Below are 26,438 nucleotides of genomic sequence, written 5' to 3'. Positions count from 1 at the left end.
GTCTGTTCGTCGATTCACTTGAAGCGGGCTTCGATGCCCGCGGTCATCCGCTCGAGCCACTCGAAGCTCGGCGGGTCGATCACGTCGACGAGCACGTCCGGCACCTTCACGCCGCGCGCAGCCCAGGTCTCCGGGCCCTTGGTGTCGCCGCCGGTGCGGTAGCCGTATTCGTGGGCCAGTTCGCGCAGGGCCGGATCGTTTTCGAGTGCCGCGCCCAGGCGCGCGCCGCCCGGCGTGTAGGGCACCAGCACATGCTTCGAATAGACGGTGGGCTTGGGATAGAGCAGCACCATGTCGCTCTTGAGCCGGTCGGGGTTCTTGAGCCAGAACTCGACCATCTGCGACTCGTAGGCCACCAGCAGCGGCGCCTTGCCCATGCCGAGCGCCAGGTAGTCTTCGAACGGCCCGGCCGACGACTGCTCCTGGAAGCCCTGCCGCAGGAAGAGCGGCGCGACCACCGGCATGACGCGGTCCACGTCCTGCTGGCTCTGCACGATCTGCTGGCTGTTGGCCAGGTAGCTCGCCAGCGCCAGGTACATGGCCGCCGAGTTGGAGGTGCGCACGTCGGTCGAGTTGATGAGCAGCGACTTGCTGGTGGAAAACGCGCTGCTCGCCTTGAGCTCCTTCCAGCGCGTGCCCTTCTCGATCATGGCCATCAGGCCCGGCAGGTCGACCACGTAGTAGAAATCGCCCTGCTTCTGCGCGATGCCGTTGGCCACGAGGATCTCGGCAATCGGCCGCCAGCTGGCCAGCACGATGGGCGTGTAGAACGGATTGAAGACGTTGGGCGCCTTGGCCAGCGTCTTGAGCTGCGCCGCGGCGGGCGCGCCCGAGGGGAATCCGAAGTCGAACTTGCTGGCGTCGTAGCGGCTGGCAATGGCGCGGGAGCCGGCCTTCTCGACCACCACGGTGATGCCCTGCGCGGCAAGGGCTTTCTGCACGCGCGGGTCGGCAAAGAAGGTTTCTTTCTCGGAGCCGATCAGGCCGCGCAGCGTGACCTGTTTGTCTTGTTCGATGCGGGCCGCCGCGGCGGTGGCCGAGTCATCGTGCAGGCGGGTGTTCGAATACCAGACGCCGCCCGCCACCGCGGCCAGCAGGACCGCGGCCAGCACCGGCGCGATCAGCTTGCGAATTTCCAAGTCTCATGCTCCTCGCCCCCTGTGAGCGGGGGTCGAGAAACATTCTGCCGACGCAATATGACGGAATATGACAGTCAGGTGTCAGCGGCGATCCGCGCGGTGATGCGCAGGAATTTCTCCACGTCGGCCACCGAATTGCAGTGCAGCGGCGACACCCGCACGGTGCCCGCGATGCCGAAGGATTCGAGCATGCGCTTCGAGTAAATGCTGGTGGCCACGCGCTCGTACACGGTCACGCCGTGCTTCGCATATTCGACCACCGCCTGCGTGCAGTCGATGCGGTCGAAACCGATGCCCAGGATCAGGTCGCGCTTCGTCAGGTCCTCGTGGTCGAGGAACACTTCCACGCCGGGCATCTCGCGCATGCCGGTGACGTTCTCGTTGCCGTCCAGCAGCAGGGCCAGCAGCGCGCGCTCGTGCAGCTCGATGTGCGTGATGCCGGCCACGAACAATGCGCGGCGGTCGGTGGCGTCGCTGAAGTGGCCGCCAAGCCAGCACACGTAGTCGACGATCTCTGTGAGCACCGCGAACTGCCAGGGCGCCGAGCTGCCCAGGTCCCAGTAGCCGGGCTTCTTGCCGGCCAGCTTGTGGTGCGGCAGCACGGCCGCGCGCTCCGACAGCCACGACAGCCCCGAGCCCCGGCAGCCGAAGAACTTGTACGGCGCGAGGTTGATGCCGTCCACCGGTGTCTTCTGCAGGTCGATGAGGCCGTGCGGCGCGTGCTGCACGGCGTCGACCAGGATGTAGAGGTCGGGCTTGATCTCGCGCGCGCGGCGCACGATGGCCTCCATGTCGAGCTTGGCGCCCGAGATGTTCGACGCGTAGATCACGTTGAGCAGGCAGGTGTCCTTGTCGACCAGCCGCACGATCTCTTCCACGTCGATGCCGCCGGTGACGGGGTTGCTCGGCGCCACCCGCAGCTCGCGGCCCAGGCGATCGGCGTAGAGGCTCATCGCGTCGAATGCGGAAGGATGTTCGAGCACGGTGGTGACCATGTTCGTGCCCGGCACGTTCTCGGCAATGGCGCGCACCATGTCGAACATGGCGCCTGAAGCGGAGAACGAGGCGTACACGCTGCCGCCCCTGGCATTGAGGATGGTGCGCAGGTCTTCGCTGCCCTTGGCCTGGATGTCCTGCAGCTCGACGGCCGTGGCGTGGATGCGCTCGGCGTTGTCGGGTATGGCGTCGACCTGCGCGAAGCGTTCGACCGCCGCCTTCAGCCGGAACGATCCGCCGGCGTTGTCGAAGTACAGGCGCTCGCGCCCGTGGTGGTCATGCCCGACGCCGATGAAGCGCTGCTGCACCTCGCGCATCAGCGCATCGGAGAAGGCCAGGCCTCGCGGATATTGCTGTTGGAGTTCGGCTGCCATCGGTCAGACGCCCTTGTTGTTGGGGTTCTTGTAGATCTCGCGCACCGCGTCCGTCATCGGGAAATTCAGGTTCGCGTTCCTCGGCGGGATCGGCGACATGAACCACTTGGTGTAGAGCTGCTCGATGGCGCCCGACTTCATGAGGCCGGTGACGGTCTCGTCCACCACGGCCTTGAACTGCGGATCGTCCTTGCGCAGCATGATGCCGTAGGGCTCCTGGCGCAGTGACTCCTTGAGGATCTTGTAGTCGCCCGGGTTGGGCGCGCTGGCGATCATGCCGGCGAGCTGCACGTCGTCGAGCACGTAGGCGTCGGCGCGGCCGCTGGACAGCAGCAGGAATCCGTCGGACGTGTCCTTGCCTGCGATCTCGTGGACCTCGATGGCGCCGTTCTTGCGCACGCCGCGCAGCAGCTGGATCGAGGTGCTGCCGGTGACGGTGGCCACGTTCTTGCCGTTGAGGTCGGCGAAGGTGTTGATGCCCGAGTCCTTGCGCACCGCGGCGGTGATGTTGGTCACGAAGTGGCTGGGCGCGAAGTCGACCTGCTGCTGGCGCTGGGTGGTGTTGGTGGTGGTCGCGCAGTCGAGGTCGACCGTGCCGTTCTGCAGCAGCGGAATGCGGTTGGCCGAGTTGAGCATGGTGTAGCGCACATCGAGCTTGGCCAGGCCCAGCTTGGCCTTCACCGCGTCGACGATCTTCAGGCAGATGTCGTTGGTGAAGCCGATGGAAGCGCTGTCGGAGCCGAGCTTGTACGAGAAGGGAATCTGGCTGTCGCGCCCGCCGATCTGGATGAAGCCGCTGTCCTTGATCTTCTGAAGCGTGCCGCCGTCCTGGGCGCTGGCGGCGCCGCAGGCGAAAGCAAGGGTGAGACCGAGCGCGAGGGGCAGTTTCCTGAAGTCCATGGTGGTTCCTTGAAGAGTCGATGACATTGGCTTGGGCGAATCTTCTGCCTCTCGATGAATTTCCAAAAGCGATTTTTTGTGATCGAATCGCATGAATAAAAGTGTTTCATTCGCCCATTTTCGGGACCCGCCGCCGTGATGACTTTCAAGCAACTCGAAGCCCTCTACTGGATCGCCCGGCTCGGCGGCTTCGCGCAGGCGGCCAACCAGTTGCATGCCTCGCAATCGGCCATTTCCAAGCGGGTGCACGAGCTGGAGCTGCTGTTCGACACCGAGCTGTTCGACCGCAGCCAGCGCACCGCGCGCCTCACCGAAAAGGGCGAGGAGATGTACGTGCTCGCGCAGAAGCTGCTGGCGCAGCGCGACGCGGCCATCGAGCAGTTCGGCAAGCCCGGCGTGGTGGAGCGCCGCATCCGCATCGGCGTGACCGAGCTCACGGCCATGACCTGGCTGCCGCGGCTGGTCGGTCTGATCCGCCAGCACTACCCCAAGGTGATCCTGGAGCCCGACGTGGACGACAGCCTGAAGCTGCGCGACAAGCTGCAGGCCGACGAGCTGGACCTCGTCATCGTGCCCGAGACCTTCGCCGACTCGCGCATGCCGCACAAGGTCATCGGCAAGGTCAAGAGCATGTGGATGTGCAAGCCCGGCGTGGTGCCCGCCGCAGGCACCATGCGGCTGCACGAGCTGGCGCGCCACCGCATGCTGGTGCAGGGCAACAGCTCGGGCACCGGCCGCGCCTACGACGCCTGGATGAAGGAACAGGGCGTGCAGCCGGCCGACGTGATCGTGGTGAGCAACCTGGTGGCGCTGACCGGGCTCACCGTGTCGGGCCTGGGCGTGAGCTACCTGCCGCGCCAGTGCCTGGAGCCGCTGGTGGCGGCCGGCATGCTCGCGGTGATCGACGTGACGCCCGCGCTGCCGCTGGTGCACTACGTGGCGATGCACAAGGGCGAGCACCGCAGCGCCCTCACCTCGTCGATCGTGATGCTGGCGCAGGAGTGCTGCGACTTTTCAAGGATGTTCCAGGCGCAGCCGGCGGAGGAGGACGAGGTGCGCGCTGCGGCTGAGGGCTAGGTGGGGGCGGAGGCAGAGGCCAGCGCGGGCCCGCGCATGTCCTGCCGCGCCGCACAAGAAAAAAGGCCGGGTCAATGCCCGGCCTTGTGTCTCGCGCAGCGAGCTGCCGAGCCCTATTTCACCGCCAGCGAAGCGCGGTAGTCCAGGGCGTACGCGAGCTTGCCGGGCTTGGCGGCCGTCATCGGCGTGTTCAGGTCATTGAAGGTCACGGTGTCGAAGGTCGAGAGCTTGCCCATCTGCAGCGCCGTCAGGCCCGACGAACCGATGATGGTGGTGTCCGGCGTCGCGTTCATCAGGCCCGAGGCCGCCTGGATGGCCTGCAGGTAGCTCGTCGCATCGGTCAGCTTGTAGGCCGAGAGCTTGAGGCTCTGCGGCGCGGCCTGCAGCCATTCGGACCAGTAGAACTCCAGGAACTCGGTGCTGTTGGCCGGCTGCTTGTAGCCGAGGTCGCGAGTGAAGTACAGCAGCGCGCGGTACGGGTCGTCCTTCAGGCCGTTGCTCAGGCCCAGCAGCGGCGGCAGTTCGGCCGGCGTGATGGCGCTGCCGTCGGGCAGCTTGAGCCACACGAACTTGTTCTGGCGCATCGTGCGCCAGAAGCTGGCGTTGTTCAGGTCCATGTAGTGGCCCTTCTTCACCACCTTGACCTTGACTTCGGGGCCGCCGCCGTTCGGCGCTTCCCAGAAGCTGGTGAGGGTATGGTGGCCGTCCGTCAGGTACAGCACGCCGCGCGGGCCGACCACGGCGGACTTCAGCGCGGTGATGTCGAAGGCATTCTTGGTCGAGCAGGTGAAGCTGCCGGGGTCGGTCAGCAAGGAAGTACCCGCGATGACCGTCGAGCCCTTGGCACCGTCTGTCAGGCCCACGGCTTCGCAGTAGTCGTCGAATTCCTTCTTCCACTGCGTCGAGTCGTTGCCGGCCGAATCCTTGGTCTTGCGGTAGCGCCCCTGCTTGTAGTAGATCTGGTCGTAGCCGATGGCCGGCTGCGTGGGATGCGCGTCGCCGATGCGGATGTCCATGGCGCTGCCAACGGTGGCCGACGCATAGGTATTGCTCACCGCCGGCACCGGCAGTGCACGGCACACACCCGAGATATGCGTAGCCGCCACGCCCGTGCTCGCAGCCGAGCCGATGTAGTACGCCGTCTGCTTGCCCACGGGCAGCAGCACGCGTCCGATCTTCTGGCTGTCGACCCACTGGCCGGCGACGAGGCCGTTCATGCCGCTGACGGTGGAGGTCGCCGCGCCGCCGATTCCGGCGTTGACGCTGAGCTTGACGTCGTTGTCGATGGTGTCGGTCTGCAGCAGGTTGGCGCCGATCGACACGAAGTTGCGCTGCGTGCGACCGGTGAGTGCGCCGGTGGCGGGGTCGAGCTCGGGCTGGCTGCACAGCCACTCGCCGTCGAGTGCGGTGGCGGCCAGCGCGGTGGTCGCGCTCTGCAGCACCCAGGTGCCGGTGCGGAAGCTGCCGTCGGCGGCGGTGGTTGCGAATTCGTCGGCGAGCAGCGTGGCCGCGCCCGACTGCGCGTTGACCATGACGCGGCCGATGCGCTGGCCGCCCAGGGTCAGCGCCAATGCGCCGGGGTAGGTCTTCTGGTCGCCTTCGGCGGCGAGCAGGCCGGCCTGGCCGCCGCTGCAGCCGTCGGCATAGGCCTGGCCCATGCAGGCACGCACGCTGCCGTCGGCCTTGATGCTCAGCTGGCCGAAGTCGGATGCGGGAGCGCCCTGCACCATGCCCTTGGCGTTGTACGCGCTGGTGAGCTTGATGAAGTTGTAGACGCCGGCAAGCCGCGACACGTCGGCCACGCCCTGGTTCGACGCGGCGATCTCGCCCTGCAGCACCGCGCCGTTGCCCGCCTTGAGGTTGGGCACCTGCGCCAGCGAACCGCTGAGCAGGCTGCCGTCGAGCTGGAAGCGCAGGCTGAGCTTGGGCAGCGCCGCGACCAGAGCGTCGGGCACGCCGGTGCCTGCGACGGCCGCGAAGTTGCCGGCCAGCAGCGAGCCGTCAGGCTGCGTGGCGTAGCTTGCGCTCACCGAGCCCGCGAGGCCGAAGCGTGAATCGACGAAGCGCAGCGTGAGCTTGCCGGTGGCAGGCTGGTCGAGCGCGATGGACACGGTGTCGCCGAAGCTGGCCGTGCCCGAATACTGCGAGCCGCCCACCAGCGGCTGCAGGGCCACGGCGGCCGGCGCGGGCTGATTGTTGTTGTTGTTGCCGCCATTGCCGGCCGAAGGGCCGCTGGTCGGGAAGAAAGTACCTCCTCCACCACCACCACCGCCGCCACAGGCTGCGAGCGAAATGGCCGCGATGCCGGCCAGGCCCGCGACGCGGGCGCGGGTCCATTTATTTTTTGTCATGTGAGTCCACAGAAAGGGGCTGAACACCCGGGACAAGCCTTGGCCCCGGGGCTGCTGGAAGCGGCCCGATTCTGTGAACTTAAGGTGACAACTTTGTGAATAACCGTGAGCAACAGGCTCCAGCCGATGAACGGCCTAGGCCGCGCGCGTCAGCATCCGCCCCGCGCGCGCCAGCACCCGCGCCTCGGCCTCGCCCCCGCGATAGGCCAGCACGCCGTTCACGAACACCCGCTCCACGCCCAGGCTCACGCCATGCGGCTGGTCGTAGGTCGCGGTGTCGGCAATGGTCTCGGGGTCGAACACGACCACGTCGGCCATCGCACCCACGCGCAGCAGTCCACGGTCGGCGATGCGCAGGTTGCGCGCGGTCATGCCGGTCATCTTGTGCACCGCCTGCTCCAGCGTGAACAGCCGGCGCTGGCGCCAGTAGCGCGCGAACACGCGAGGGAACGCGCCCCACAGCCGCGGATGCGGATGCCGGTCGTGCGGCAGGCCGTCGCTGCCGATCATGGTGAGCGGATGCGCAATGACGCGCTCCACGTCTTCCTCCTGCATCTGGAAGTAGCAGGCGCCGCCGGGCTTCAGCCGCAGGCAGGCCTCCTGCTCGGTGGTGCCCCATTCGCGCGCGATGTCGGAGATGAGGCGGCCCGTCATCTCGGGATGCGGGTCGGACCAGGTGAGCAGCACATCGATCACGCCGTCGACCAGGTCCTCGCGCAGCACGGTGGAGCCGGCCACGTAGGGGTACACGTCCATCGCGATCTTCTGGCGCCGCGCGAACGACTCGATCAGCGGCAGCGTCTCCCTGGTGCGGCCCCAGTTGGCGGGGCCGGCGCACTTGTGGTGCGAGATGACCAGCGGCACGCCGGCCTCGAAGGCGCAGTCGCCGGCCTCGTGCAGGGCCTCGATGATCTGCTGCATCTCGCTGCGCAGGTGCGTGGCGTACACGCCGCCGTGGCGGGCCACCACGCGCGCCAGCGCCGTGACCTCTTCGGTCGGCGCGGCAAAGGCTTCTTCATAGAACAGGCCGGACGACATGCCGTGCGCGCCGTCGGCCATGCAGCTGTCGAGCAGCGCTTCCATGCGCGCCAGCTCTTCGGCGCTCGCGGGGCGGTCGAGCGCTTCCATGGCCGCGAAGCGCAAGGTGGTGTGGCCCACCAGCGCGGCCACGTTGAGCGCGGGTTGCGTCGCATCGACCGCGGCGCGGTACTCGGCCATGCTCGCGTGCCTGAACGAATCGGCGCCCAGCAGCGTGAGCGGCGGCAGCGATTGCGGCGTGCGGTACGGCGCGAGCGAAATGCCGCAGTTGCCGGTCACCACGGTGGTGATGCCCTGCGACACCTTGGGCAGGCACAGCGGGTCGCGCAGCACGATGGCGTCGTCGTGCGTGTGCGCGTCGATGAAGCCGGGCGCGATGACCTTGGCGCGGCAGTCGACAGTGTCGATGTCCGCCAGCGCCAGGCCTTGGGGCAGCCGCCCGCGCAGGCCCTCGCCGAGCGCGACGATGCGGTCGCCCTGCAGCAGCACGTCGCCGGGCCACGAAGGCCCGCCCGAGCCGTCGACCACCAGGCCGCCTTCGAGCAGCACGGCCTTCGATGATGCGTTGTTGTCAGCCATGCTTGACACCCCCGCCGTCCCAGCTTTGCAGCGGATGCGTGGTCGCATCGATGCCGTGCCGCTGGAACGCATCGCGCGCGCGCTGCAGGCGCTGCACCGCGGGCTCGCCGCGCCGCTGCGCCACCAGCACCGTCAGTATCTCGATGGCCGTGAGGTGCGTCAGGTAGGCGTCGATGCCCACGTGCATCACCGCGTCGTCGGGCACCGACAGGCCCAGAAGAAAGTCGGCCTTGGCCGCGAGCGCCGTGCCGGGCCGCGTGAGCGCGACCACCTTGGCGCCCTGCCCGCGCGCGATGTCCACCGCGTCGAGCAGCGACGGCATGCCGCCCACGTGCGATATGGCGATGACCACGCCGCCCGGGCGCTGCGCCGCGCCGGCCACCTGCTGCAGGTGGTAGTCGGCCCAGGCATTGGCCGACAGGCCCAGGCGGAACAGCCGCGCCTGCAGGTCGTTGGCCATGAACCACGATGTGGCGCCCGCGCCGTACAGGTCCACATGCGGCGCCGCCGCGATGGCCGCCACCGCGCCGTCGAGCACCTGCATGTCGAGCTGCCCGCGCACGCCCGAGACTGATGCCGCCGCGCTGCGCGCGATCTTGCCGACCACTTCATCGGCCGCGTCCTCGATGTTCACGCGGCGGTGCAGCGGCGAGCCGCCGAGCGCCAGCTCCTGAGCGAGCGCGAGCTTGAACTCGCGCAGCCCGGCAAAACCGAGGTCGCGGCAGGTGCGCATGATGGTCGGCACCGAGCTGCGCGAGCGCTCGGCCAGCTGTTCGAAGCTCTCTTCGAGCACGCGGTCGGGGTCTTCGAGGATCAGGTCGAGAATCGCGCGCCGCGTCGCCGGGGCGTCGCTGCGTATCTGCGCGATTTTCTGGAGCAGGGAGGGGGTCATCGCAGCGTGCTCAGAAGTGCATGGCGACGGCGTCGCTCACGCGGTAGTCGTTCTCGACCACCGGCATCCAGTGCCATTTGTCGAAGGTGGTGCAGGGGTGCGAAATGCCGAGGCCGACACGGTCACCCACCCTGGGCGCCTCGGCTTCTTCGCTCGCATCCCAGCGCAGGTAGGCGTGCTGGTCGTTCAGCGCGGTGATCTTCCAGCCGGCGGGCACGGCCTGCGGCTGCAGCACGCCGCGCGCGGCGCGTGCGATGGGCACCGGCAGCGCGAGGTCGAAGGAGATGTCGCGCTTGCCCACCGCCAGGATCGCCAGGCCGGGCTCGGGGCGCGATTGCACCGTGGCCCACACTTCCATCGCCGGCACCAGGCTTTCGCCGCAACCGCAGCCCAGGCGCTCGTCGACCGCGCTCACCATGCGCTTGTAGAAGCCATGGTCGTGCGTGACGTAGCAGCCCGAGCGCAGCAGGCCGCGCACCGGCGCGCCGAGCGCCGGCTTGAGCCGGCCCGCCACGAGGTCGAAGATGGCCGAGCCGCCGGCCGAGACCAGCACCTCGTCGGTCTCGAACAGCTTGCCGGTATCGCAATGGCGGGCAACGGCTTCCACGCGGTCCATCAGCGCCTTGGCATAGGCCGCGTCGGGCTCGCTCTGGCCGGTGGCGCCCTGCCCTTCGTAGCATTCGATGCCCACCAGCTTGACCGCATCGCTGGCACGCAGCCGCGTGGCCAGCGCCACGGCTTCCTCATGCGTGCGGCAGCCGGTGCGGGCGCCCTCCACGCCGATCTCGATCATCACCTCGAAAGGCACGCTGGCGGGATGGCGGTTCGACCAGTCCTCGATCAGCGCGAGCTGCGCCAGCGAATCGACCAGGAACACGATGCGCAGGTCGGCATGCTGGCTCAGCAGCATCTGGATGCCCGCCAGGTCTTCGTCGCTCACCACCTGGTTGGCGATGACCGTGCGGCGCGCGCCGGCCGCCACGCCCACGGCCAGTTGCGTGACCGTGGCGAAGGTCAGGCCCCAGGCGCCGGCGTCGAGCTGGCGCTGGAACAGCTGCGGCGACATGGTGGTCTTGCCGTGCGGCGCGAGGTCGATGCCCCACTCGCGCACGCGCGACTGCATCCAGGCCAGGTTGTGCTCCAGCGCCTCGCGCTTGAGCACGGCCAGCGGCAGCGGCAGGTCGCCGGCGAGCACGTTCCATCCGGCGGCGCCGACTTCGCTGCGGCGGCGCGGCGCCTGCGTGCGCGGATAGCCCTTGAAGTTGCTGCCCAGCAGCGGGTCGTTGAAATCGTTGGCGGCGGTCATGGAGGTCATGCGGCGATGTTGGATGGAAGTTCTCTGGTTCGGATGCAGGCGCTGTAGTGTCCTGCCGAAATTTCTTCGAGCGGCGGCACGGCCTGGGCGCAGGCTTCGATGGCATGCGGGCAGCGCGTGCGGAACACGCAGCCCGAGGGCGGCGAGATGGGGCTGGGAATGTCGCCCTTCAGCGCGATGCGCTCGGTCGCCACCTCGGGGTCGGGCTTGGGGCTGGCGGCCAGCAGCGCGCGGGTGTAGGGGTGCGCGGGGCGCGCGAACAGCTCGTCGGTGGTGGCGACTTCCATCACCTTGCCCAGGTAGAGCACCACCACGCGGTCGCACAGGTACTCGACCACGTCGAGGTCGTGCGAGATGAAGAGCATCGTCAGGCCGAGGCGCTCGCGCAGGTCCGCCAGCAGGTTGATGACCTGCGACTGGATGGAAACGTCGAGCGCCGACAGCGGCTCGTCGGCCACGATGAATTCAGGCTCCACCGCCAGCGCACGCGCCACGCCGATGCGCTGGCGCTGCCCGCCCGAGAACTCGTGCGGAAAACGGCTCGCATGCTCCGCGCGCAGGCCCACGGTTTCCAGCAGCTCGGCGATGCGCTTGTCGCGCGCGGCGGCGCCCTTGTGCAGGCCGTGCGTGGAGAGCGCCTCGCCGAGGATGGCGCTGATGCGCATCTTGGGGTTCAAGCTGGCGTACGGGTCCTGGAAGATGATCTGCAGCTTGCTGCGCAGCTTGCGCATGCGCTCGCCCGACAGCGCGCCGATGTCGTCGCCGCGGTACAGCACCTGGCCGCCGGTGCGCTCGAGCAGCCGCAGCACGGTGCGGCCGATGGTGCTCTTGCCCGAGCCCGATTCGCCGACCAGGCCCAGCGTTTCGCCGGGCTGGATGGCGAAGGACACGTCGTCGACCGCGCGCACCGGGCGGTCGCTGCTGCCGAAGTATTTCTTGAGTCCGCGGACTTCGATGAGGGGGGCGGCGGTGGTCATCGTGGGTATTCGGTATTGGCTCCCTCCCCTTCCGGGGGAGGGTTGGGGTGGGGGCACGCGGCCGTTTCATTGTTGCGACGGTCTCCACCGCCCAGAGCCCCCACCCCAGCCCTCCCCCGGAAGGGGAGGGAGCAAGACGGGGACAGCAGCGTGAGCGTCATGCAACCCTCGCCAAAGGTTGCGCCGGCTGCACCCGCACGCAGCGCGCCTCGCGCCCATGATGGGTCTCGATCAGCGGCGGCATTGCCGCGCTGCACGCGGGCAGCGCCAGGTCGCAGCGCGGCTCGAAGGCGCATCCCGGCGGCGGCGCCAGCGGGCTCGACACCTGGCCGCGGATCGCGAACAGCCGCTTGGGCTTGGGCTGCCCCGGCAACCGCGCCTTGCCCGGCAGGCAGGCCAGCAGGCCCTGCGTGTAGGGATGCTCGGGCTGCGCGAACAGCGGCCGTACCGGAGCGCTTTCGACCACGCGCCCCGCATACAGCACCACCACGTCGTCGGCATGGTGCGCGACCACGCCGAGGTTGTGCGTGATGAAAAGGATGCTCATGCCCGTCTCGGCCTGCAGCCGGCGCATGAGCTCCAGGATCTGCGCCTGGATGGTCACGTCGAGCGCGGTGGTGGGCTCGTCGGCGATCAGCAGCGTCGGGTCGCAGGCCATGGCCAGCGCGATCATCACGCGCTGCCGCATGCCGCCCGAGAGCTGGTGCGGATATTCGTGGATGCGCTGCGCCGCGGCCGGTATCTCGACCAGCTCCAGCATGCGCAGCGCATGGGCCAGCGCCGCCTTGCGGTCCAGCCCCTTGTGCAGGCGCACGCTCTCCGCAATCTGCTCGCCGATGGTGAACACCGGGTTCAGGCTGGTCATCGGCTCCTGGAAGATCATCGACAGCTGGTTGCCGCGCAGCGAGCGCATCTCGCGTTCGCCGATGCGCAGCAGGTCGAGCGTCTTGCCTTCGCGCGTCACGAAGGAAGCGCTGCCGCTGACCTGCGCGTTCGCCGTCTTGGGCAGCAGGCGCATCAGCGTGAGGCTGGTGACCGACTTGCCCGAGCCCGATTCGCCGACCAGCGCGGTCGTCTTGCCGGGCTGGATGGAAAAGCTCACGTCGGCCACCGAACGCACGAGGCCGTCTTCGGTCGGGAAGCTGGTGCTCAGGTTGCTGACCGCGAGGCGTGGGGTGTTGTTGGCGTTCGTCGTCATCACGAGGTTTTCTTCAGCTTGGGGTCGAGCAAATCTCGCACGCCGTCGCCCAGCAGTTGCAGCGACAGCGCCGTGAAGATGATCGCGAGCCCCGGGAACAGCACCACCCAGAAGGCCTGGTGCGCGTACTGCTGGCTGCCCGCGACCATGGTGCCCCAGGTCGGGATCTCGGGCGGCACGCCGACGCCGAGGAACGAGAGCCCCGCTTCCGCCAGGATGGCGTAGGCGAAGATGAAGGACACCTGCACCAGGATCGGCGACATCAGGTTCGGCAAGATGTGCCGCCACAGGATGCGCGAGGTGCGCACGCCCAGCGCGCGCACGGCTTCCACGAACAGCAGTTCGCGCACCACCAGCGTCGATGCGCGCACCACCCGCGCCACGCGCGGCGTGTACACCAGCACCAGCGCCAGCACCGTGTTGATGAGCGATGGCCCGAGGATGGCCACCAGCGCAATGGCCAGCAGGATGTCGGGGAAGGACATCATCGCGTCGACCACGCGCATCAGCGGCGTATCGAGCCGGCGGAAGAAGCCGGCCATCAGGCCCAGCACCGTGCCGGCGACGACCGCGCCCAGCGCCGTGAGCGCCGCGATGGCCAGCGAGTAGCGCGCGCCGTGCACGATACGCGAATACATGTCGCGCCCCAGTTCGTCGGTACCGAGCAGGTGCTCGGCGCTCGGCGCCTTCAGGCGTTCCAGCACGGCCGTGTCGTTGGGGTCGGCGGAGGCGAACAGTGGCGCGCCGATGGCCATGACGGCAATCACCAGCAGCACCAGCGCGGAAACCATCACGATGCGGCGATGCATCAGCTGGCGGAGCATTCGGGGCATACGCATCGCTCAGACCTTCACGCGCGGATCGACCACCGCATACAGCAGGTCGATAGAGAAATTGATGAGCACGTAGATCGCGGCAATCACGAGCAGCGCACCTTGAATGACCGGGTAGTCGCGCCGCAGCACCGCACTGACCACGAGGTTGCCCACGCCGGGCAGGCCGAACACGGTCTCGGTGATGACGGCGCCCCCGATCATCAGCGCGACGGTGAGGCCGATCACCGTGACGATGGGCACCAGCGCATTGCGCAGCGCGTGCTTGAGCACGACCACGCTTTCGCTCAAGCCCTTGGAGCGCGCGGTGCGCACGTAGTCCTCGCCTAGCACGTCGAGCATCGAGGCGCGGGTGAAGCGGATGATGAGCGCGGAGTTCAGCAGGCCCAGCACGGTGGCCGGCAGCACCAGCGCATGCAGCCGCTCGGCGAACGGCGCATCGGGCGCGCCGTAGCCCGACACCGGGAACCAGCCGAAGGACACCGCGAATATCTGTATGAGCACGATGCCGAGCCAGAAGCTCGGAATGCTCGCGCCCAGCATCGCGATGCCGGTAAACAGCTGGTCGACCACGCGCCCGCGGAACACGGCCGAGACGATGCCGCACGGCACGCCGATCAGCGCCGCGATGGCCACGGCCATCAGCGCGAGCAGCGTGGTGGGTTCGGAGCGCTCCCACAGCGCCTGCGTCACCGGGCGCTGCAGGAAGATGGAAGTGCCCAGGTTGCCCTGCAGCACCTCGCGCAGCCAGTAGCCGAACTGCACGGGCAGCGGCTTGTCGAGGCCGTACTCCTTCTGCACGCGCGCGATGTCGGCGGCGGTGGCCTGGTCGCCCAGCAGCACCGAGACCGGATCGCCCGATGCCGCGCGCGTGAGCACGAACACGAGCACCGCCACGATGGCCAGCACCACCAGCATGCCGGCCGCCCGGGAAGCGATGTAGCGCAACAGCGATTTCTTCATCACGCGGAAAACTCGATGGCCGCCGCGCTGCCCACTGCAACGTACTGGCCGGTGAACTGGATGTCGCCGCCCTTGACGCGGAAGACCGTCACGTTGTCGCCCTGCTTGTTGTGGCACACGTAGAGGAACCTGCCGCTCGGGTCGAGCGTGCAGCTGCGCGGGTAGTTGCCGCGCGACCATTCCTCGCGCACCAGCGTGGGGGCGCCGGTGCGGGCGTCGACCTTGAAGAGCGAGATCGAGTCGTGCAGGCGGTTGAGCGACACGAAGTGCTGGCCGTCCGGCAGCATGCGGATACCCGATGCGTAGCTGGTGCCCTTGAAGCCCTTGGGCAGCGCCGAGGTCTCGCTCACCAGTGTGAGCACGCCGCTGGCGTCGTCGTAGCGCATGAAGGCGATAGTCGAGGCCTCCTCGTTCACCAGGTAGAACCACTTGCCGTTCGGATGGAAGATGAAATGGCGCGCGCCCGAGCTTTCGGACACGGCCACCGTGCTGGGCTGGCTCAGCACACCGGTGCCACGGTCGAAGCGGTACGAGATGACGCGGTCGAGCCCCAGGTCCGCCACCAGCACGAAGTTGCCCTTCGGGTCGGCATGCACCATGTGGGCATGCGGGCCGTCATGGTCGCTGGTGGCAAAGCCTTCGTGCGAACGCGCGGCGGCCGGCACCAAGTCGGCGCCGGGCTTGCACGCGGTGGCGCCGCAGGCGTCGGCGTCCTTGTAGACGACAGCGGCGCGGTCGGTGTCGGGCGTGCCGTCGGCGCGCAGCGCGATCACGCTGACATCGCCGCTGGCGTAGTTGGCGGTGAACAGGAAGCGCCCGTCGGGGTGCACGCTGATGTAGGCCGGGTCCTTGCCGCCGCAGGGCATTTCAGACACGAACGACAGCGCGCCATTCGCGCCGATACCCGTACCGATACGAAAAGCAGACACCGAGCCGGCCTCGAACTCGTTGGCCGCATACAGCATGGGCAGCGTGGGATGGCGCGCGAGCGACGCGGGGTTGCGCAACTTGGCGCCCTCCCCCGTGCTGGCCACGGCCACTGGCGCGCCGGGAATGGGCTTGAGCGCGCCGGTCGCGCTGTCGAGCACGAACTGGTGCACGCCCAGTCCGCGCCCGCCGCGCCACGGCTTGCCGCCGTCGCTGTAGGTGCCGACGTAGGCGTAGACGGGGCCGGCGGTTGCGGCCTGGACGGTGGAGGCGGTGAGGCCAAGGGCTCCGAGGCCGGAGGCCAGTGCGCTGGCTTGCAGAAGTTGGCGACGCGACGTCATGGCTGTGCTCCCCGCCTTACTTGATCTTCGCGTTCCAGAAGAACGGCCAGGTCGCGGGCGTGTAGTTGTCCAGCGCCGGGCTCTTGGCCGAGAGGCCGTTGAACTTGCCGACGTTGATGTACGGAACCTCGTCGTACACCACCTGCTGCACCTTGCCCCACAGCGCGCCGCGCTTGGCAGGGTCGCTCTCCACGTTGAAGGCCTGCAGCGCCGACTTCTTGGCAGGCGAGTCCCACCAGCCGGGCGCGCCGTCGCCAAGCTGCGGCGGCGAGAGCATGGGCTCGGGGAACTGGCCCGAATGCGTGACGTAGACGTCCCACAGCTTGGCGTCGTTGCGCCGCTGCACCAGCGTGGCCCAGTCGACCACGTTGAGGTCGACCTTGAAGCCGGCGCGCTTGAGCTGCTCGGCCATCAGCAGCGCCATGTTGTAGTGGAAGTCGTACTGGCGGCTGGTGAGCACGCGGATCGGCTCGCCCTTGTAGCCGGCCTTGGCCGCGAGTTCCTTGGCCTTGGCGGCGTTGCGCTGGTTGTACTGGTCGGCACCGGCCGTCGAATAGAAAGGCGAGCCCTTGGGGAAGTGGTTGGCCTCGGCCACGAAGAAGCGCGTGTCGCCGAAGCCGGCCGCGAGCATTTCGCCTTCGCCCAGCGCGGTCTGGATCGCCTGGCGCACCGGCTGGCTGGCGGCCACGCCCTCCTTGGTGTTGAGCACGAGGTACGGGAAGCCGAACGAGGGCGTCATGATCGGCACGGTCTTGCCGCCCGACTTCTCCAGGCGCGGCAGCGCTTCCACCGGCAGCAGGTCGGCAAAGTCGTACTGGCCGGCCAGCGCGCCTTCGACGCGCGTGCTGGCGTTGGGCACGGGCACGAAGCGCAGTTCTTCGATGGCCGCTTCGCGCTTGCCGCCGTAGCCGCTCGCGGCCTCCTTGCGGGCCGAATACTTGTCGAAGCGCGTGAGCAGCACGAACTGGTCGGGGCGGCGCTCCTTGAACTTGTAGGGGCCGGTGCCCACGAAGTCCTTCAACGGCGAAGCGATCGAGTCCTTGGCCATGATTGCCGCCATGCCGCTGGGCAGCGCGAGCTGCGACAGCAGCGGCGCGTAGGGTTCCTTCAGCACCACCTCCACCGCCAGCGGGCCCTTGGCCTTGAGGCTGTCGATTTCCTTGCCCACGGCCTTGCCGCGCGGCGACTGCTCCATCCAGCGCTGCAGGCTGGCCACCACATCGTCGGCCGTGAGCTCGCGGCCGTTGTGCAGCATCACGCCCTTGCGCAAGGTGATGGCGTAGGTCTTGCCGTCGGCCGAGATCTTCGGCATGCCCTCGGCCAGCATCGGCACCACGTTCCACTTGGCGTCGAAGGTGTAGAGCGTCTCGTACACGTGCTGCATGATGGTTCCGACCAGGTCGGCGGTCGATGCCATCGGGTCGAGCGTCTGCGGCTCGGCCACCATCGCCAGCGTGGCGAAATTGCGCGGGCCCTGGGCATGGGCGCTCTGGTGGGGCAGCGCGGCGCACAGCATCGCGAGCAGGGAAGCGCCCAGCAGGCTGCGCTTCGACAGCATGGGCAGGCGCTGGACAAGACCGGCGTGGGGCATGGGGAACTCCTTCATGGGGCGGGCGAATTTGTGAAAGAAATTTTCTTTTCGGCCCGGACTTTGAAGCACTATCCATGCCAAATCATCCGTTTTAACCCTTGCCTGAGGGTTTTTCTGAAATAGATTTTCAGATTGGATGGATACTCGCGGCTTCCCATTCCCAGACAGTTCTTCAACCTCCAGGAGTCCCCATGCCTCTCGAATACCTCGGCGCCCCGCCCCTTGCCTCCGACCGCCAGGTGCGTCCGTTCTCCCCGGCCGTGCGCGCCGGCGACTTCGTCTACGTGTCGGGCCAGGTGCCCGTCGACAAGAACGGCGAGCTGGTGGTGGGCGGCATCGAGGCGCAGACGCGCCAGGTCATGGAAAACATCAAGACCGTGCTGGCGCTGGCCGGCGCCACGCTCGACGACGTGTGCAAGAGCACCGTGTGGCTGCAGGACGCGCGCGACTTTGGTGCTTTCAACCGCATCTACATGAGCTACTTCGGCGAGAACAAGCCGGCGCGCTCGACCACCGAGGCCCGGCTGATGATCGACGCGCGCGTCGAGATCGACGTCGTCGCGTACAAGCCCAAGGCCTGATCGGCCTCTCAGCCTTTCTGCAGTTCGGTCTTGCGCTGGATGATGCGCGAGACCAGGCCGTATTCGACGGCTTCTTCAGCCGACAGCCAGCGGTCGCGCTCGATGTCGGCCAGCACCACGTCGATGGGCTTGCCGGTCTCGCGCGCGATCTCGTGCGCGATGCGCTGGCGGGCCTTGATGATTTCCTGCGCTTGGATGGCGATGTCCGTCGCCTGCCCGCCCGCGCCGCCGCTGGGCTGGTGGATCAGGAAGCGCGTGTTGGGCAGGCACACCCGGCGCTCGCGCGGCGCCGCCAGGAACAGGTGCGTGGCCGCGCTGCCGACCCAGCCGGTGCCGATCATGTTCACCGGCGCGCTGATGAAGCGCACGATGTCGTGGATGGCGTCGCCCGACTCCAGGTGGCCGCCGGGCGAACTCACGAGGATGTCGATGGGCTTGTCGGCGCTGTCGGCGTCCAGCGCGATGAGCCGGCGCGTGACGTCGGCGGCCACCGAATCGCTGATGCTGCCGAAGATCAGCAATGTGCGCGACTTGAACGCCTTTTCCTCCAGGTAGGAGTTGCGCGGCTCGGCGGTGGCGGCGGGCTTGGTGTCGTCATCGTCGGATTGCGTCGAGAACATGGGCATGTCGGTCATGAAGAAAGCTCCTGTGGTTGGACTGTCTTGACGAACAGGCCCACAGTTTCGTGACATTGCGCGCCATGGCAAGCTGCGCCGATGCTCGATGAACGCTATCTCTCGCAATTCCCGGCATTGAGAAGCCGGCTGGTTCGCGCGGCGGCGCGCATGCTGGGCGGCGCGGCGGACGCCGAGGACGTGGTGCAGGACACCTACCTGCGCGCGCTCGAAATGGGCGACAGGCCCGGGCCCGATTCGACGCAGGCCTGGCTGACAACGGTGATGCAGAACTTGGCCATCGACCGGCTGCGGCGCGACGGCTGGATGCGGCGCTGGCTGCGGGATGCCGAAGCACTGTCCCCCGAGGCACCCTCGGCGGAAGCCGATGCCGCGCAGGCCCAATCCATCGACCAGGCGCTGCGCCTGATCGCCGCCAGGCTGTCGCTGGCCGATGGCGCCGCCGTGCTGCTGCGCGAAGTCTTCGAAGCCAGCTTCAAGGAAATTGCAGAGGCCAGCGGCAAGACCGAGGCGGCCTGCAGGCAGCAACTGCATCGCGCGCTGCTTCGGCTGCGCCATGAAAGAAACGAAGACGAAGCCGGCTCGGATGCGGCCTTCCATGTGTACCGGCAGGCGCTGGGCGACTGCGATGCCCGGATGCTGCTTGCGCTGCTGCGGCAGCCGCCGGCGCGGGCCGTCGCGATGTCGGCAGCAGTGGCGGTGTCCGCGCCCGTTGCCGACGATGCCGCGCCGCACACGGTGTGCCGGGTCATGCAGATCGGAGGGCGCCTCGGCCTGGTGCTGACGCTGAGGGGCAAGCTGCTGTGCGTGCTGCCGCTGGATGTGCGGCAGACGGAAGAGGCGCTGTACTAGGGTTGCCTACTTTGCACCTAGTGGCCGTGAAATAAGTCACAAAATGCAAGGATCGTCATTTGAAATGTAATCCATTGGTATTGGTTTTGCGTATCTTGGGTTTGCTTCGATTTCGAGGCGCATGCGCCCCACAAGGGCGCCAATCCCAGAAGGCACCGTCAAAGGACGGTCAAAGACCCATGACGCACGAAGAACAATTCTTGGCCGCTGCCGAGGCTGCAGGACGGCTAGGCGATATCGATGCACTGGACACGCAGATTTCCGGCATCTGCTCCATGCTCCATGCCCTCTACATGGCCCATCCGGCAAAGGAACAAGTCCGTCGCCAGTTCGATCGGCTGATGGCGAAACTGCTCGACTCGCCCTACGTGATCGACGAACCCGATCGCGCGCTGGTACTGCGGGCCACCGCTTCTGCCTTGTTGACGAATCGCTAGGCACGAAGAAAGGCCGCACAGCCTCTTCAGCCCGCCAGCCGCCCAGCCACCAGCTGCAGCACCCGGTCACACCGCTTCGCCAGCTCCTGGTCATGCGTGACCATCACGAATGCCGTGCCGTGCCGGTGCGCCAGGTCGAGCATCAGCGCGAACACCGTGTCCGCCGTGCTGCGGTCGAGGTTGCCGGTGGGCTCGTCGGCCAGCACGCAGGCGGGCTGCGTGACCAGCGCGCGCGCGATCGCCACGCGCTGGCGCTCGCCGCCCGACAGCTCGGCCGGCCGGTGGTGCAGGCGCTGGCCCAGGCCCACGCTCTCGAGAATCCTCGACGCCGAAGCCGCCGCCGTCGCGGGCTCCACGCGCCGGATTTTCAGCGGCATCGCCACGTTGTCGAGCGCGCTGAATTCGGGCAGCAGATGATGGAACTGGTAGACGAAGCCCAGGTGCTGGTTGCGCAGCCGCCCCTGTTCGGCCGCGTCGGCATGGGCGATGTCCTTGCCCAGCAGTTCGACCTTGCCCGAGGTGGGCGCGTCGAGCCCGCCCATCAGGTGCAGCAGCGTGCTCTTGCCGGAGCCCGAGGAGCCGACGATGGCCAGGGTTTCACCGGCGTGCACGTCGAGGTCGACGCCGTGCAGCACGGTCAGGTCCAGCCGGCCTTCGTGGAAACGCTTGGTGAGGCCTCGGGCTTTCAATACGACACCATTGGCGCCGGGCCGCCCCAAGCCGATGGCGGCCCCCTCGGGGGGCAGCGAGGACACGGCAGTGCCGAGCGTGGGGGTCATTTCACTCATAGCGCAGGGCCTCGGCCGGGTTCACGCGGCTGGCGCGCCAGCTCGGATACAGGGTGGCCACGAAGGACAGCACCAGGGAAATGATCGCAATGGGCACGATGTCGCTTTGCTGCGGATCGCTCGGCATCTTGCTGATGAGGTAGATGTCCTTCGGCAGGAAGCTCGCATGGAACAGCCGCTCCAGGAACGGCACGATCACGTCGATGTTGTAGGCGATGCCCAGCCCCAGCAGCAGACCGGCCACGGTGCCGATCACGCCCACCATCGCGCCCTGCACCACGAAGATGCCCATGATGCTGCGCGGCGAGCTGCCCAGCGTGCGCAGGATGGCGATGTCGGCGCGCTTGTCGGTCACGGTCATCACGAGCGTGGAGACCAGGTTGAAGGCTGCCACCGCCACGATCAGCGTGAGGATGATGAACATCATGCGTTTCTCGACCTGCACGGCCGCGAACCATGTCTTGTTCTGGCGCGTCCAGTCGCGGATGAGGAACTCGCCCGGCAGGCTCACGGCCAGCTGGTCGGCCACTTCGCGCGCTTCGTTCAGGTCCTTGAGCTTCAGGCGGATGCCGGTCGGCCCCTCGAGGCGGAATACCTTGGCGGCGTCCTGCTCGTGGACCATGGCGAGCGCGGAGTCGTATTCGTAGTGGCCGGAGTCGAAGGTACCGACCACGGTGAACTGCTTCAGCCGCGGCACCACGCCAGCCGGCGTGACCTGGCCGCCCGGCGCCACCAGCGTGACCTTGTCGCCCGGCTGCACGAACAGCGAGCGCGCCAGCTCGGCGCCCAGCACGATGCCGAATTCGCCCGGCACCAGCTTGTCGAAGGTGCCGCGCGCGGCGATGCTGTTGGTGTCGGTCACCTCGGGCTCGAGCCTGGGGTCGATGCCGCGCACCACGGTGCCCTTCATGTCCTCGCCGCGGGCAATGAGCGCCTGCGTGTTGATGAAGGGCGCAGCGCCGATCACCTCGGGATGCTTGCGCGCGGCAGCCATGATTTCTTCCAGCTGCGGCAGCGCCTGTCCGTCGCGCGAGAAGATCTCGATGTGCGACACCACGCCGAGCATGCGGTCGCGCACCTCCTTCTGGAAGCCGTTCATCACACTGAGCACAATGATCAGCGCCGCCACGCCCAGCGCGATGCCGAGCATCGATACACCGGAGATGAAGGAGATGAAGCCGTTGCGCCGCGTCGCCCGGCCTGCGCGCGTGTAGCGCCAGCCTAGCTGCAGTTCATAGGGGAATCGCATCAAATTTTCCGCCGAGCCGCCTCAAGGGAAATTGGCCCGCCCTCGGGGGGCAGCGAATACACGAAGTGATGAGCGAGGGGGTAGGTCATACGTCGGAATTGTGGCATTCCGGACAACCTCAGGGCTTCCCGGACAATAGGGAGATGGCCGAAACCTTCCCACGTCACCTGTTGATCCCCTTTGCCGGCCGCGGTTCCCCGGCATGCCGCGCGGCGCTGCCCACGTTGCGGCTCCCCAATCTCGAGACCCTGCTGCTGCGCCTGACCCTCGCGGACACCGACACGCAGGACGAAAGCACGCGCTCACCACCGCACGAACGCGCTCTCGCGCGGGAGTTGGGCATCACTGCGGACGACGGCTGCATTCCCTGGGCCGCGCTTGAGGCCCGGCGCCTGGGCATCGCCGCCGCCAGCGACACCGAGGGCTGGGGCGTGGTCACGCTGTGCAACTGGCAAGTCGGCATCGACGACGTGGTGCTGGGCGACCCGTCCGTCATCGAGATCGACGCCGGCGAATCGGCCACGCTGCTCGAAGCCGCCCGCCCCTTCTTCGAGGAAGACGGCATCGCGCTGCACCCCTCGCCCGTGCCCGGCCGCTGGCTGGCGCGTGCGCGCATCTTCGACGGACTGGCCACCGCCTCCATCGACCGTGCCGTGGGCTGGCCCATCTCGCAGTGGTCGCCGCTGGCCGAGGCTGCCCGGCCGCTGCGCCGCCTGCAGAACGAAATGCAGATGCTGCTCTACACCCAGCGCGTGAACGACGACCGCGCCGCGCGCGGCGTGCCGCCCATCAATTCGTTCTGGCTCAGCGGCACCGGCGCGCTGGCGGCGCAGCCCCTGCCGAGCGCCGCCTGCGAAACCACCGTGTGCGAAGCCCTGCGCGTCGCCGCCATCCGCGACGACGGCGTCGGCTGGGCCGCCGCCTGGCAGGCGCTGGACGCGGGCGACATCGCCTCGCTGCTGGCCGACTACACGCGCGGCGCCGATGTGTCGCTCACCCTGTGCGGCGACCGCGCGGCACAGCGCTACACCGTGCAGCAGCGCGGCCTGAGCCGCTGGGCCAGGAGCCTGTTCGACCGCAAGCGCGCGGCCGAAGTGCTGGAGTCGCTGTGAAGATCGTCGACCGCGAGATCCCTCCGCGCACCGTCTGGGCGCTGGAGCAGGCCGGCGTGCACCCGCTGCTGGCCCGCCTGTTCGCAGCGCGCGGCGTGCGCGCCAAGGACGAACTCGACGACGGCCTCGCCCGACTGCTGCCGCCGGACACCCTGCGCGGCACGCAACAAGCCGCCGTGCTGCTGGCCAACGCCATCGCGCAGGACAAGCGCCTGTGCATCGTGGCCGACTACGACTGCGACGGCGCCACCGCCTGCGCGGTCGGCGTGCGCGGCCTGCGCCTGCTGGGCGCCAAAAACGTGAGCTACCTCGTGCCCGACCGCGTGGTCGACGGCTACGGACTCACGCCGCCCATCGCCGAGCGCGTGGCCGCGAGCGGCGCCGACATGCTGATCACCGTCGACAACGGCATCGCCAGCGTCGAAGGCGTGGCCGCCGCCAAGGCGCGCGGCCTGCAGGTGCTGGTGACCGACCACCACCTGCCGGGCCCGGAGCTTCCCCTGGCCGACGTGCTGGTCAACCCGAACCAGCCCGGCTGCGAGTTCGAGAGCAAGAGCATCGCGGGCGTCGGCGTGATGTTCTACGTGCTGCTGGCGCTGCGCTCCGAGCTGCGCAGGCGCGGCGTGTTCGACACGCCTGCGCCCGCCGCCGGGCCGCCCCAAGGCGGGCCAGCCTCCCCCTCGGGGGGTGGCGAAGCACATGAAATGGCAAGCCGGGGGGCAGGCAAACCCCAGCCCAAGCTCGATGCGCTGCTGCCGCTGGTCGCGCTCGGCACCGTGGCCGACGTGGTGAAGCTCGACGCCAACAACCGCCGCCTCGTGGCGCAGGGCCTGCGCCGCATCCGCGCCGGCGCAATGCCCGCCGGCGTGGCCGCGCTGTTCAAGGCGGCGGGCCGCAATGCTTCTGCGGCCACCACCTTCGACTTCGGTTTCGCGCTGGGCCCGCGCATCAACGCGGCCGGCCGGCTGGCCGACATGACGCTGGGCATCGAATGCCTGCTGACCGACGACGCCGGCCGCGCCGAGGAACTCGCGCGCATGCTCGACGGCATCAACCGCGAGCGGCGCGACATCGAAGGCGGCATGCGCGACCAGGCACTGCTGCTGGCCGAGTCGCTGTTTTCCACCGGCGCCGACGGCGAGGGCATCGCGGCGCCGCCGCCGGCCATCAGCGTGTTCGACGCGGCCTTCCACGAAGGCGTGGTGGGCATCGTGGCCTCGCGCATCAAGGACCGCTTCCACCGCCCGACCTTCGTCTTCGCCGCGAGCGGCGCGCCGGGCAAGGAGCAGGAACTCAAGGGCTCGGGCCGCTCGATCCCGGGCTTCCACCTGCGCGACGCGCTCGACCTCGTGGCCAAGCGCCATCCGGGCGTGCTGCTGCGCTTCGGCGGCCACGCGATGGCGGCCGGCTGCACGGTGGCGCGCGAGCACTTCGAGACTTTCGAGAAAGGCTTCGCACAGGTCGCCCGTGAGTTGCTGGCCGACGCCGCGCTCACCCGGCAGATCGAGACCGACGGGCCAATCGCGCGCGAGTACATGCGCATCGACCTTGTCGACACGCTGCACCGCGAGGTCTGGGGCCAGGGCTTCGCGCCTCCCACCTTCAGCGAGGAGGTCGAGGTGGTGTCGCAGCGGCTGGTGGGCGAGAAGCACCTGTCGCTCAAGCTCAGGCACCAGGGCCAGCCGATCGACGCCATCTGGTTCAGCCACACCGAGCCGCTGCCGCCCAGGGTCAAGCTGGCGTTCCGGCTCGACGCGGACGAATGGCAGGGCGTGCGCCGGTTGCGCTTCCTGGTGGAAGGCGCGGAGTTCTAGCGGAAAAACGTCAGGCAAGCCGCGGCGCGGCAATTTGTGAGACGCGGTGCATGGTGTGGCGCGGTCTCGCGGATACGATCGGTTACCTTACTGTCCTAAGCTTTTTTTGCCCCGATCCGCCCGGATGCCGCTCCTGCCCCGCCCCAGCCCTGCCTTCATGAAAGACCGTCGTTCATGACCGACGGCGTGAGCTATGGCCTGCTGGGCGGCCTGATGGCATGCGGCCTCGTGCTGCTGCTGGTGTTCGGCACGCTGATCCACGGCTACTACGTGCTGGCCTGCGGCTTCGCGCTGCTCGGCTTCGCCGGAATGAACAGTCTGGCGCCGAACGATCCGCTCGCGCACTGGGCGGCGGCTGCGCTGGCACTCTGGGCGATCTTCCGGCTGCAATTCGCCCGGCAGCTGCTGCGGCTGCGGCACTTCGCGCCCCGGCTGGACCGGGTCGCGCAGGGTGTCGGCATCGCGCTGGTGCTGACCTTGCTGTATGCCGCGGTCGAGACACAGCTGGCGTGGACGCTGCGCGCCGTGCAGGGGCTGGTGGTCGCCGCCACGGTGGTCCTGGTGGCCGGTGCGCTTTTCTCGCTGCGCGGCCTGCGCTGGCCCGCGCTGCTCTTCTGCATCGGCGCCCTGATATTGCTGGCGGGCATCTCCGCTACCCGCCTGCCGAGCTGGAGCGAGACGCCCTGGCCCCCCGGGCGGCCGAACATGGCGCAAGCCGCGGCGATCGCGGAGCTCGTGATGCTCGCCCTGGCCGTCGGCGTGCGCCTGCGGCATGTGCTGCGTTCCGAAAAGGCGCTGGAGGCACGCACGCACGCGCTGATGGGCGCCATGGGCACCGACGCCCTCACCGGTGCCACCAGCCGCGCCGGCTTTGAAAGCCGTGGCGACGAATGGCTGCGCGACGGCCGGCCGTTCTCGCTGATGCTGGTCGGCCTGAACGGCTTCAGCCGCGTGACCGAGCGGCACGGCCGCGCGGGGAGCGACGCTGTGCTCACGGCCATCGCACAGCGGCTGCGCCAGCAGGTGCGCGCCGACGACATGGTGGCGCGCCTGGGCGACGACGAATTCGCATTGCTGCTGGCCGGCAGCCCGACGCGCCAGAAGCTCGCCGAAATGGCGATCCGCATCGAGACCGCCGGCGCGACGCCGGTCACTTACGAAGGCCGGCTGCTGGCGGGCGGCGAACTGAACATGGGCATCGCCTGCCACCCCGCCGACGGCGATACGTTCGCCACCCTGATGGCTTCGGCGGGCGAGGCGCTGCAACGCTGCAAGCGCCAACGCATGGGCCCGGCCTATGCGTTCGCGGGAGAGCATTCGGGCGGCGCCGCGCGCGGCGCATGAAAAAACCCCTGGCTCACGGATGAGCCAGGGGTCTCGAATGGTGCCGCTTGTCGGAATCGAACTGACGACCTTCCGCTTACAAGGCGGGTGCTCTACCAATTGAGCTAAAGCGGCTGGTGAATTTCTTCAGTGCGT

23 protein-coding genes and 1 tRNA gene are annotated in these 26,438 nt (G+C 68.3%); 7 read left to right on the top strand and 17 right to left on the bottom strand.

What is annotated here, in order from left to right; translation table 11 throughout:
- Positions 1 to 14 precede the first annotated feature (14 nt).
- The 3 genes from WIX39_RS10285 to WIX39_RS10275 form a co-directional block, all read right to left on the bottom strand.
- On the bottom strand, positions 15 to 1,139 hold the full coding sequence (locus WIX39_RS10285; RefSeq protein ID WP_409195006.1) for a hypothetical protein: 1,125 nt from the start codon (positions 1,137 to 1,139) through the stop codon (positions 15 to 17).
- 74 nt (positions 1,140 to 1,213) lie between these two features.
- Positions 1,214 to 2,509, bottom strand: a complete 1,296-nt coding sequence (locus WIX39_RS10280; RefSeq protein WP_409195005.1) for an aminotransferase class V-fold PLP-dependent enzyme — start codon at positions 2,507 to 2,509, stop codon at positions 1,214 to 1,216.
- A gap of 3 nt (positions 2,510 to 2,512) precedes the next feature.
- Positions 2,513 to 3,409, bottom strand: a complete 897-nt coding sequence (locus WIX39_RS10275) for a transporter substrate-binding domain-containing protein (protein WP_106935513.1) — start codon at positions 3,407 to 3,409, stop codon at positions 2,513 to 2,515.
- Positions 3,410 to 3,547: 138 nt separating this feature from the next.
- On the opposite strand from WIX39_RS10275, the gene WIX39_RS10270 reads away from it, so the two are divergent.
- A complete protein-coding gene (locus WIX39_RS10270) occupies positions 3,548 to 4,486 on the top strand; it encodes a LysR family transcriptional regulator (RefSeq protein ID WP_081266404.1) in 939 nt (312 codons plus the stop codon).
- A 113-nt stretch (positions 4,487 to 4,599) separates the two neighbouring features.
- Here the strand turns inward: WIX39_RS10270 and WIX39_RS10265 are convergent, their stop codons facing one another.
- From WIX39_RS10265 to WIX39_RS10220, 10 genes are all read right to left on the bottom strand, one after another.
- Positions 4,600 to 6,837 carry a ParB/Srx family N-terminal domain-containing protein gene (locus tag WIX39_RS10265; protein WP_409195004.1) on the bottom strand — a complete coding sequence of 746 codons (2,238 nt, stop codon included), beginning with the start codon at positions 6,835 to 6,837 and terminating at the stop codon, positions 4,600 to 4,602.
- Positions 6,838 to 6,972: 135 nt separating this feature from the next.
- Entirely contained in the window at positions 6,973 to 8,454 is a 1,482-nt protein-coding gene (locus tag WIX39_RS10260; RefSeq protein WP_106935516.1) for an N-acyl-D-amino-acid deacylase family protein, read from the bottom strand.
- Positions 8,447 to 9,346: a MurR/RpiR family transcriptional regulator gene (locus tag WIX39_RS10255; protein WP_081266407.1), complete on the bottom strand. Its 900-nt coding sequence runs from the start codon at positions 9,344 to 9,346 to the stop codon at positions 8,447 to 8,449. Before WIX39_RS10255 ends, WIX39_RS10260 begins: the two co-directional genes overlap by 8 nt.
- A gap of 10 nt (positions 9,347 to 9,356) precedes the next feature.
- On the bottom strand, positions 9,357 to 10,652 hold the full coding sequence (locus WIX39_RS10250) for an amino acid deaminase (RefSeq protein ID WP_409196337.1): 1,296 nt from the start codon (positions 10,650 to 10,652) through the stop codon (positions 9,357 to 9,359).
- Positions 10,653 to 10,657: 5 nt separating this feature from the next.
- Entirely contained in the window at positions 10,658 to 11,638 is a 981-nt protein-coding gene (locus WIX39_RS10245; RefSeq protein WP_106935518.1) for an ABC transporter ATP-binding protein, read from the bottom strand.
- A gap of 157 nt (positions 11,639 to 11,795) precedes the next feature.
- A complete protein-coding gene (locus tag WIX39_RS10240; RefSeq protein WP_106935519.1) occupies positions 11,796 to 12,836 on the bottom strand; it encodes an ABC transporter ATP-binding protein in 1,041 nt (346 codons plus the stop codon).
- Complete coding sequence (locus tag WIX39_RS10235) at positions 12,836 to 13,675, bottom strand: ABC transporter permease (protein ID WP_081266411.1); 840 nt, start codon at positions 13,673 to 13,675, stop codon at positions 12,836 to 12,838. Before WIX39_RS10235 ends, WIX39_RS10240 begins: the two co-directional genes overlap by 1 nt.
- Positions 13,676 to 13,678: 3 nt before the next feature.
- Positions 13,679 to 14,620 (bottom strand): ABC transporter permease, encoded by a 942-nt coding sequence (locus tag WIX39_RS10230; protein ID WP_081266485.1) that lies wholly within the window; start codon positions 14,618 to 14,620, stop codon positions 13,679 to 13,681.
- 11 nt (positions 14,621 to 14,631) lie between these two features.
- On the bottom strand, positions 14,632 to 15,900 hold the full coding sequence (locus WIX39_RS10225; protein WP_106935520.1) for a lactonase family protein: 1,269 nt from the start codon (positions 15,898 to 15,900) through the stop codon (positions 14,632 to 14,634).
- A 16-nt stretch (positions 15,901 to 15,916) separates the two neighbouring features.
- Positions 15,917 to 17,491, bottom strand: a complete 1,575-nt coding sequence (locus WIX39_RS10220; RefSeq protein ID WP_106937538.1) for an ABC transporter substrate-binding protein — start codon at positions 17,489 to 17,491, stop codon at positions 15,917 to 15,919.
- Between the two features lie 191 nt (positions 17,492 to 17,682).
- Between WIX39_RS10220 and WIX39_RS10215 the strand changes: the two genes are divergently transcribed.
- On the top strand, positions 17,683 to 18,072 hold the full coding sequence (locus tag WIX39_RS10215) for a RidA family protein (RefSeq protein ID WP_081266413.1): 390 nt from the start codon (positions 17,683 to 17,685) through the stop codon (positions 18,070 to 18,072).
- An 8-nt stretch (positions 18,073 to 18,080) separates the two neighbouring features.
- Here the strand turns inward: WIX39_RS10215 and WIX39_RS10210 are convergent, their stop codons facing one another.
- Complete coding sequence (locus WIX39_RS10210) at positions 18,081 to 18,707, bottom strand: ATP-dependent Clp protease proteolytic subunit (RefSeq protein ID WP_409195003.1); 627 nt, start codon at positions 18,705 to 18,707, stop codon at positions 18,081 to 18,083.
- An 81-nt stretch (positions 18,708 to 18,788) separates the two neighbouring features.
- Here WIX39_RS10210 and WIX39_RS10205 point away from each other — a divergent pair, with 81 nt between their 5' ends.
- On the top strand, positions 18,789 to 19,559 hold the full coding sequence (locus WIX39_RS10205; RefSeq protein WP_106935521.1) for a sigma-70 family RNA polymerase sigma factor: 771 nt from the start codon (positions 18,789 to 18,791) through the stop codon (positions 19,557 to 19,559).
- Positions 19,560 to 19,738: 179 nt separating this feature from the next.
- Positions 19,739 to 19,996 carry a hypothetical protein gene (locus WIX39_RS10200; protein WP_106935522.1) on the top strand — a complete coding sequence of 86 codons (258 nt, stop codon included), beginning with the start codon at positions 19,739 to 19,741 and terminating at the stop codon, positions 19,994 to 19,996.
- 26 nt (positions 19,997 to 20,022) lie between these two features.
- Here the strand turns inward: WIX39_RS10200 and lolD are convergent, their stop codons facing one another.
- Together lolD and WIX39_RS10190 are read right to left on the bottom strand one after the other, a co-directional pair.
- Positions 20,023 to 20,784, bottom strand: coding sequence for a lipoprotein-releasing ABC transporter ATP-binding protein LolD (lolD, locus tag WIX39_RS10195; protein WP_234382801.1), 762 nt, complete (start codon positions 20,782 to 20,784; stop codon positions 20,023 to 20,025).
- A complete protein-coding gene (locus WIX39_RS10190) occupies positions 20,777 to 22,033 on the bottom strand; it encodes a lipoprotein-releasing ABC transporter permease subunit (protein WP_081266415.1) in 1,257 nt (418 codons plus the stop codon). Before WIX39_RS10190 ends, lolD begins: the two co-directional genes overlap by 8 nt.
- A gap of 224 nt (positions 22,034 to 22,257) precedes the next feature.
- Here WIX39_RS10190 and WIX39_RS10185 point away from each other — a divergent pair, with 224 nt between their 5' ends.
- From WIX39_RS10185 to WIX39_RS10175, 3 genes are all read left to right on the top strand, one after another.
- Positions 22,258 to 23,145 (top strand): hypothetical protein, encoded by an 888-nt coding sequence (locus WIX39_RS10185; RefSeq protein ID WP_409195002.1) that lies wholly within the window; start codon positions 22,258 to 22,260, stop codon positions 23,143 to 23,145.
- Positions 23,142 to 24,959, top strand: a complete 1,818-nt coding sequence (gene recJ, locus WIX39_RS10180) for a single-stranded-DNA-specific exonuclease RecJ (RefSeq protein WP_106935524.1) — start codon at positions 23,142 to 23,144, stop codon at positions 24,957 to 24,959. The genes WIX39_RS10185 and recJ overlap by 4 nt, the downstream gene beginning before the upstream one ends.
- Positions 24,960 to 25,133: 174 nt before the next feature.
- Positions 25,134 to 26,303, top strand: a complete 1,170-nt coding sequence (locus WIX39_RS10175) for a GGDEF domain-containing protein (protein WP_409195001.1) — start codon at positions 25,134 to 25,136, stop codon at positions 26,301 to 26,303.
- Positions 26,304 to 26,341: 38 nt separating this feature from the next.
- Here WIX39_RS10175 and WIX39_RS10170 read toward each other — a convergent pair.
- A tRNA-Thr gene (locus WIX39_RS10170) sits at positions 26,342 to 26,417 on the bottom strand.
- Between the last annotated feature and the right edge of the window lie 21 nt (positions 26,418 to 26,438).

It is taken from the genome of Variovorax sp. AB1(2024) (assembly GCF_037482385.2).
Lineage (GTDB): Bacteria > Pseudomonadota > Gammaproteobacteria > Burkholderiales > Burkholderiaceae_C > Variovorax.
This window is presented reverse-complemented; position numbering and strand designations above follow the sequence as displayed.

Bases quoted from the DNA above. Each gene is read 5' to 3' on its own strand.
- WIX39_RS10215 (WP_081266413.1), top strand. From the start codon at position 17,683: ATGCCTCTCGAATACCTCGGCGCCCCGCCCCTTGCCTCCGACCGCCAG.
- WIX39_RS10250 (WP_409196337.1), bottom strand. From the start codon at position 10,652: ATGACCGCCGCCAACGATTTCAACGACCCGCTGCTGGGCAGCAACTTC.
- WIX39_RS10200 (WP_106935522.1), top strand. From the start codon at position 19,739: ATGACGCACGAAGAACAATTCTTGGCCGCTGCCGAGGCTGCAGGACGG.
- WIX39_RS10235 (WP_081266411.1), bottom strand. From the start codon at position 13,675: ATGCGTATGCCCCGAATGCTCCGCCAGCTGATGCATCGCCGCATCGTG.
- WIX39_RS10240 (WP_106935519.1), bottom strand. From the start codon at position 12,836: ATGACGACGAACGCCAACAACACCCCACGCCTCGCGGTCAGCAACCTG.
- WIX39_RS10190 (WP_081266415.1), bottom strand. From the start codon at position 22,033: ATGCGATTCCCCTATGAACTGCAGCTAGGCTGGCGCTACACGCGCGCA.
- WIX39_RS10255 (WP_081266407.1), bottom strand. From the start codon at position 9,346: ATGACCCCCTCCCTGCTCCAGAAAATCGCGCAGATACGCAGCGACGCC.
- WIX39_RS10220 (WP_106937538.1), bottom strand. From the start codon at position 17,491: ATGCCCCACGCCGGTCTTGTCCAGCGCCTGCCCATGCTGTCGAAGCGC.
- WIX39_RS10205 (WP_106935521.1), top strand. From the start codon at position 18,789: ATGCTCGATGAACGCTATCTCTCGCAATTCCCGGCATTGAGAAGCCGG.
- WIX39_RS10275 (WP_106935513.1), bottom strand. From the start codon at position 3,409: ATGGACTTCAGGAAACTGCCCCTCGCGCTCGGTCTCACCCTTGCTTTC.
- WIX39_RS10270 (WP_081266404.1), top strand. From the start codon at position 3,548: ATGACTTTCAAGCAACTCGAAGCCCTCTACTGGATCGCCCGGCTCGGC.
- WIX39_RS10265 (WP_409195004.1), bottom strand. From the start codon at position 6,837: ATGACAAAAAATAAATGGACCCGCGCCCGCGTCGCGGGCCTGGCCGGC.
- WIX39_RS10280 (WP_409195005.1), bottom strand. From the start codon at position 2,509: ATGGCAGCCGAACTCCAACAGCAATATCCGCGAGGCCTGGCCTTCTCC.
- WIX39_RS10210 (WP_409195003.1), bottom strand. From the start codon at position 18,707: ATGACCGACATGCCCATGTTCTCGACGCAATCCGACGATGACGACACC.
- lolD (WP_234382801.1), bottom strand. From the start codon at position 20,784: ATGAGTGAAATGACCCCCACGCTCGGCACTGCCGTGTCCTCGCTGCCC.
- WIX39_RS10175 (WP_409195001.1), top strand. From the start codon at position 25,134: ATGACCGACGGCGTGAGCTATGGCCTGCTGGGCGGCCTGATGGCATGC.
- WIX39_RS10245 (WP_106935518.1), bottom strand. From the start codon at position 11,638: ATGACCACCGCCGCCCCCCTCATCGAAGTCCGCGGACTCAAGAAATAC.
- WIX39_RS10225 (WP_106935520.1), bottom strand. From the start codon at position 15,900: ATGACGTCGCGTCGCCAACTTCTGCAAGCCAGCGCACTGGCCTCCGGC.
- WIX39_RS10260 (WP_106935516.1), bottom strand. From the start codon at position 8,454: ATGGCTGACAACAACGCATCATCGAAGGCCGTGCTGCTCGAAGGCGGC.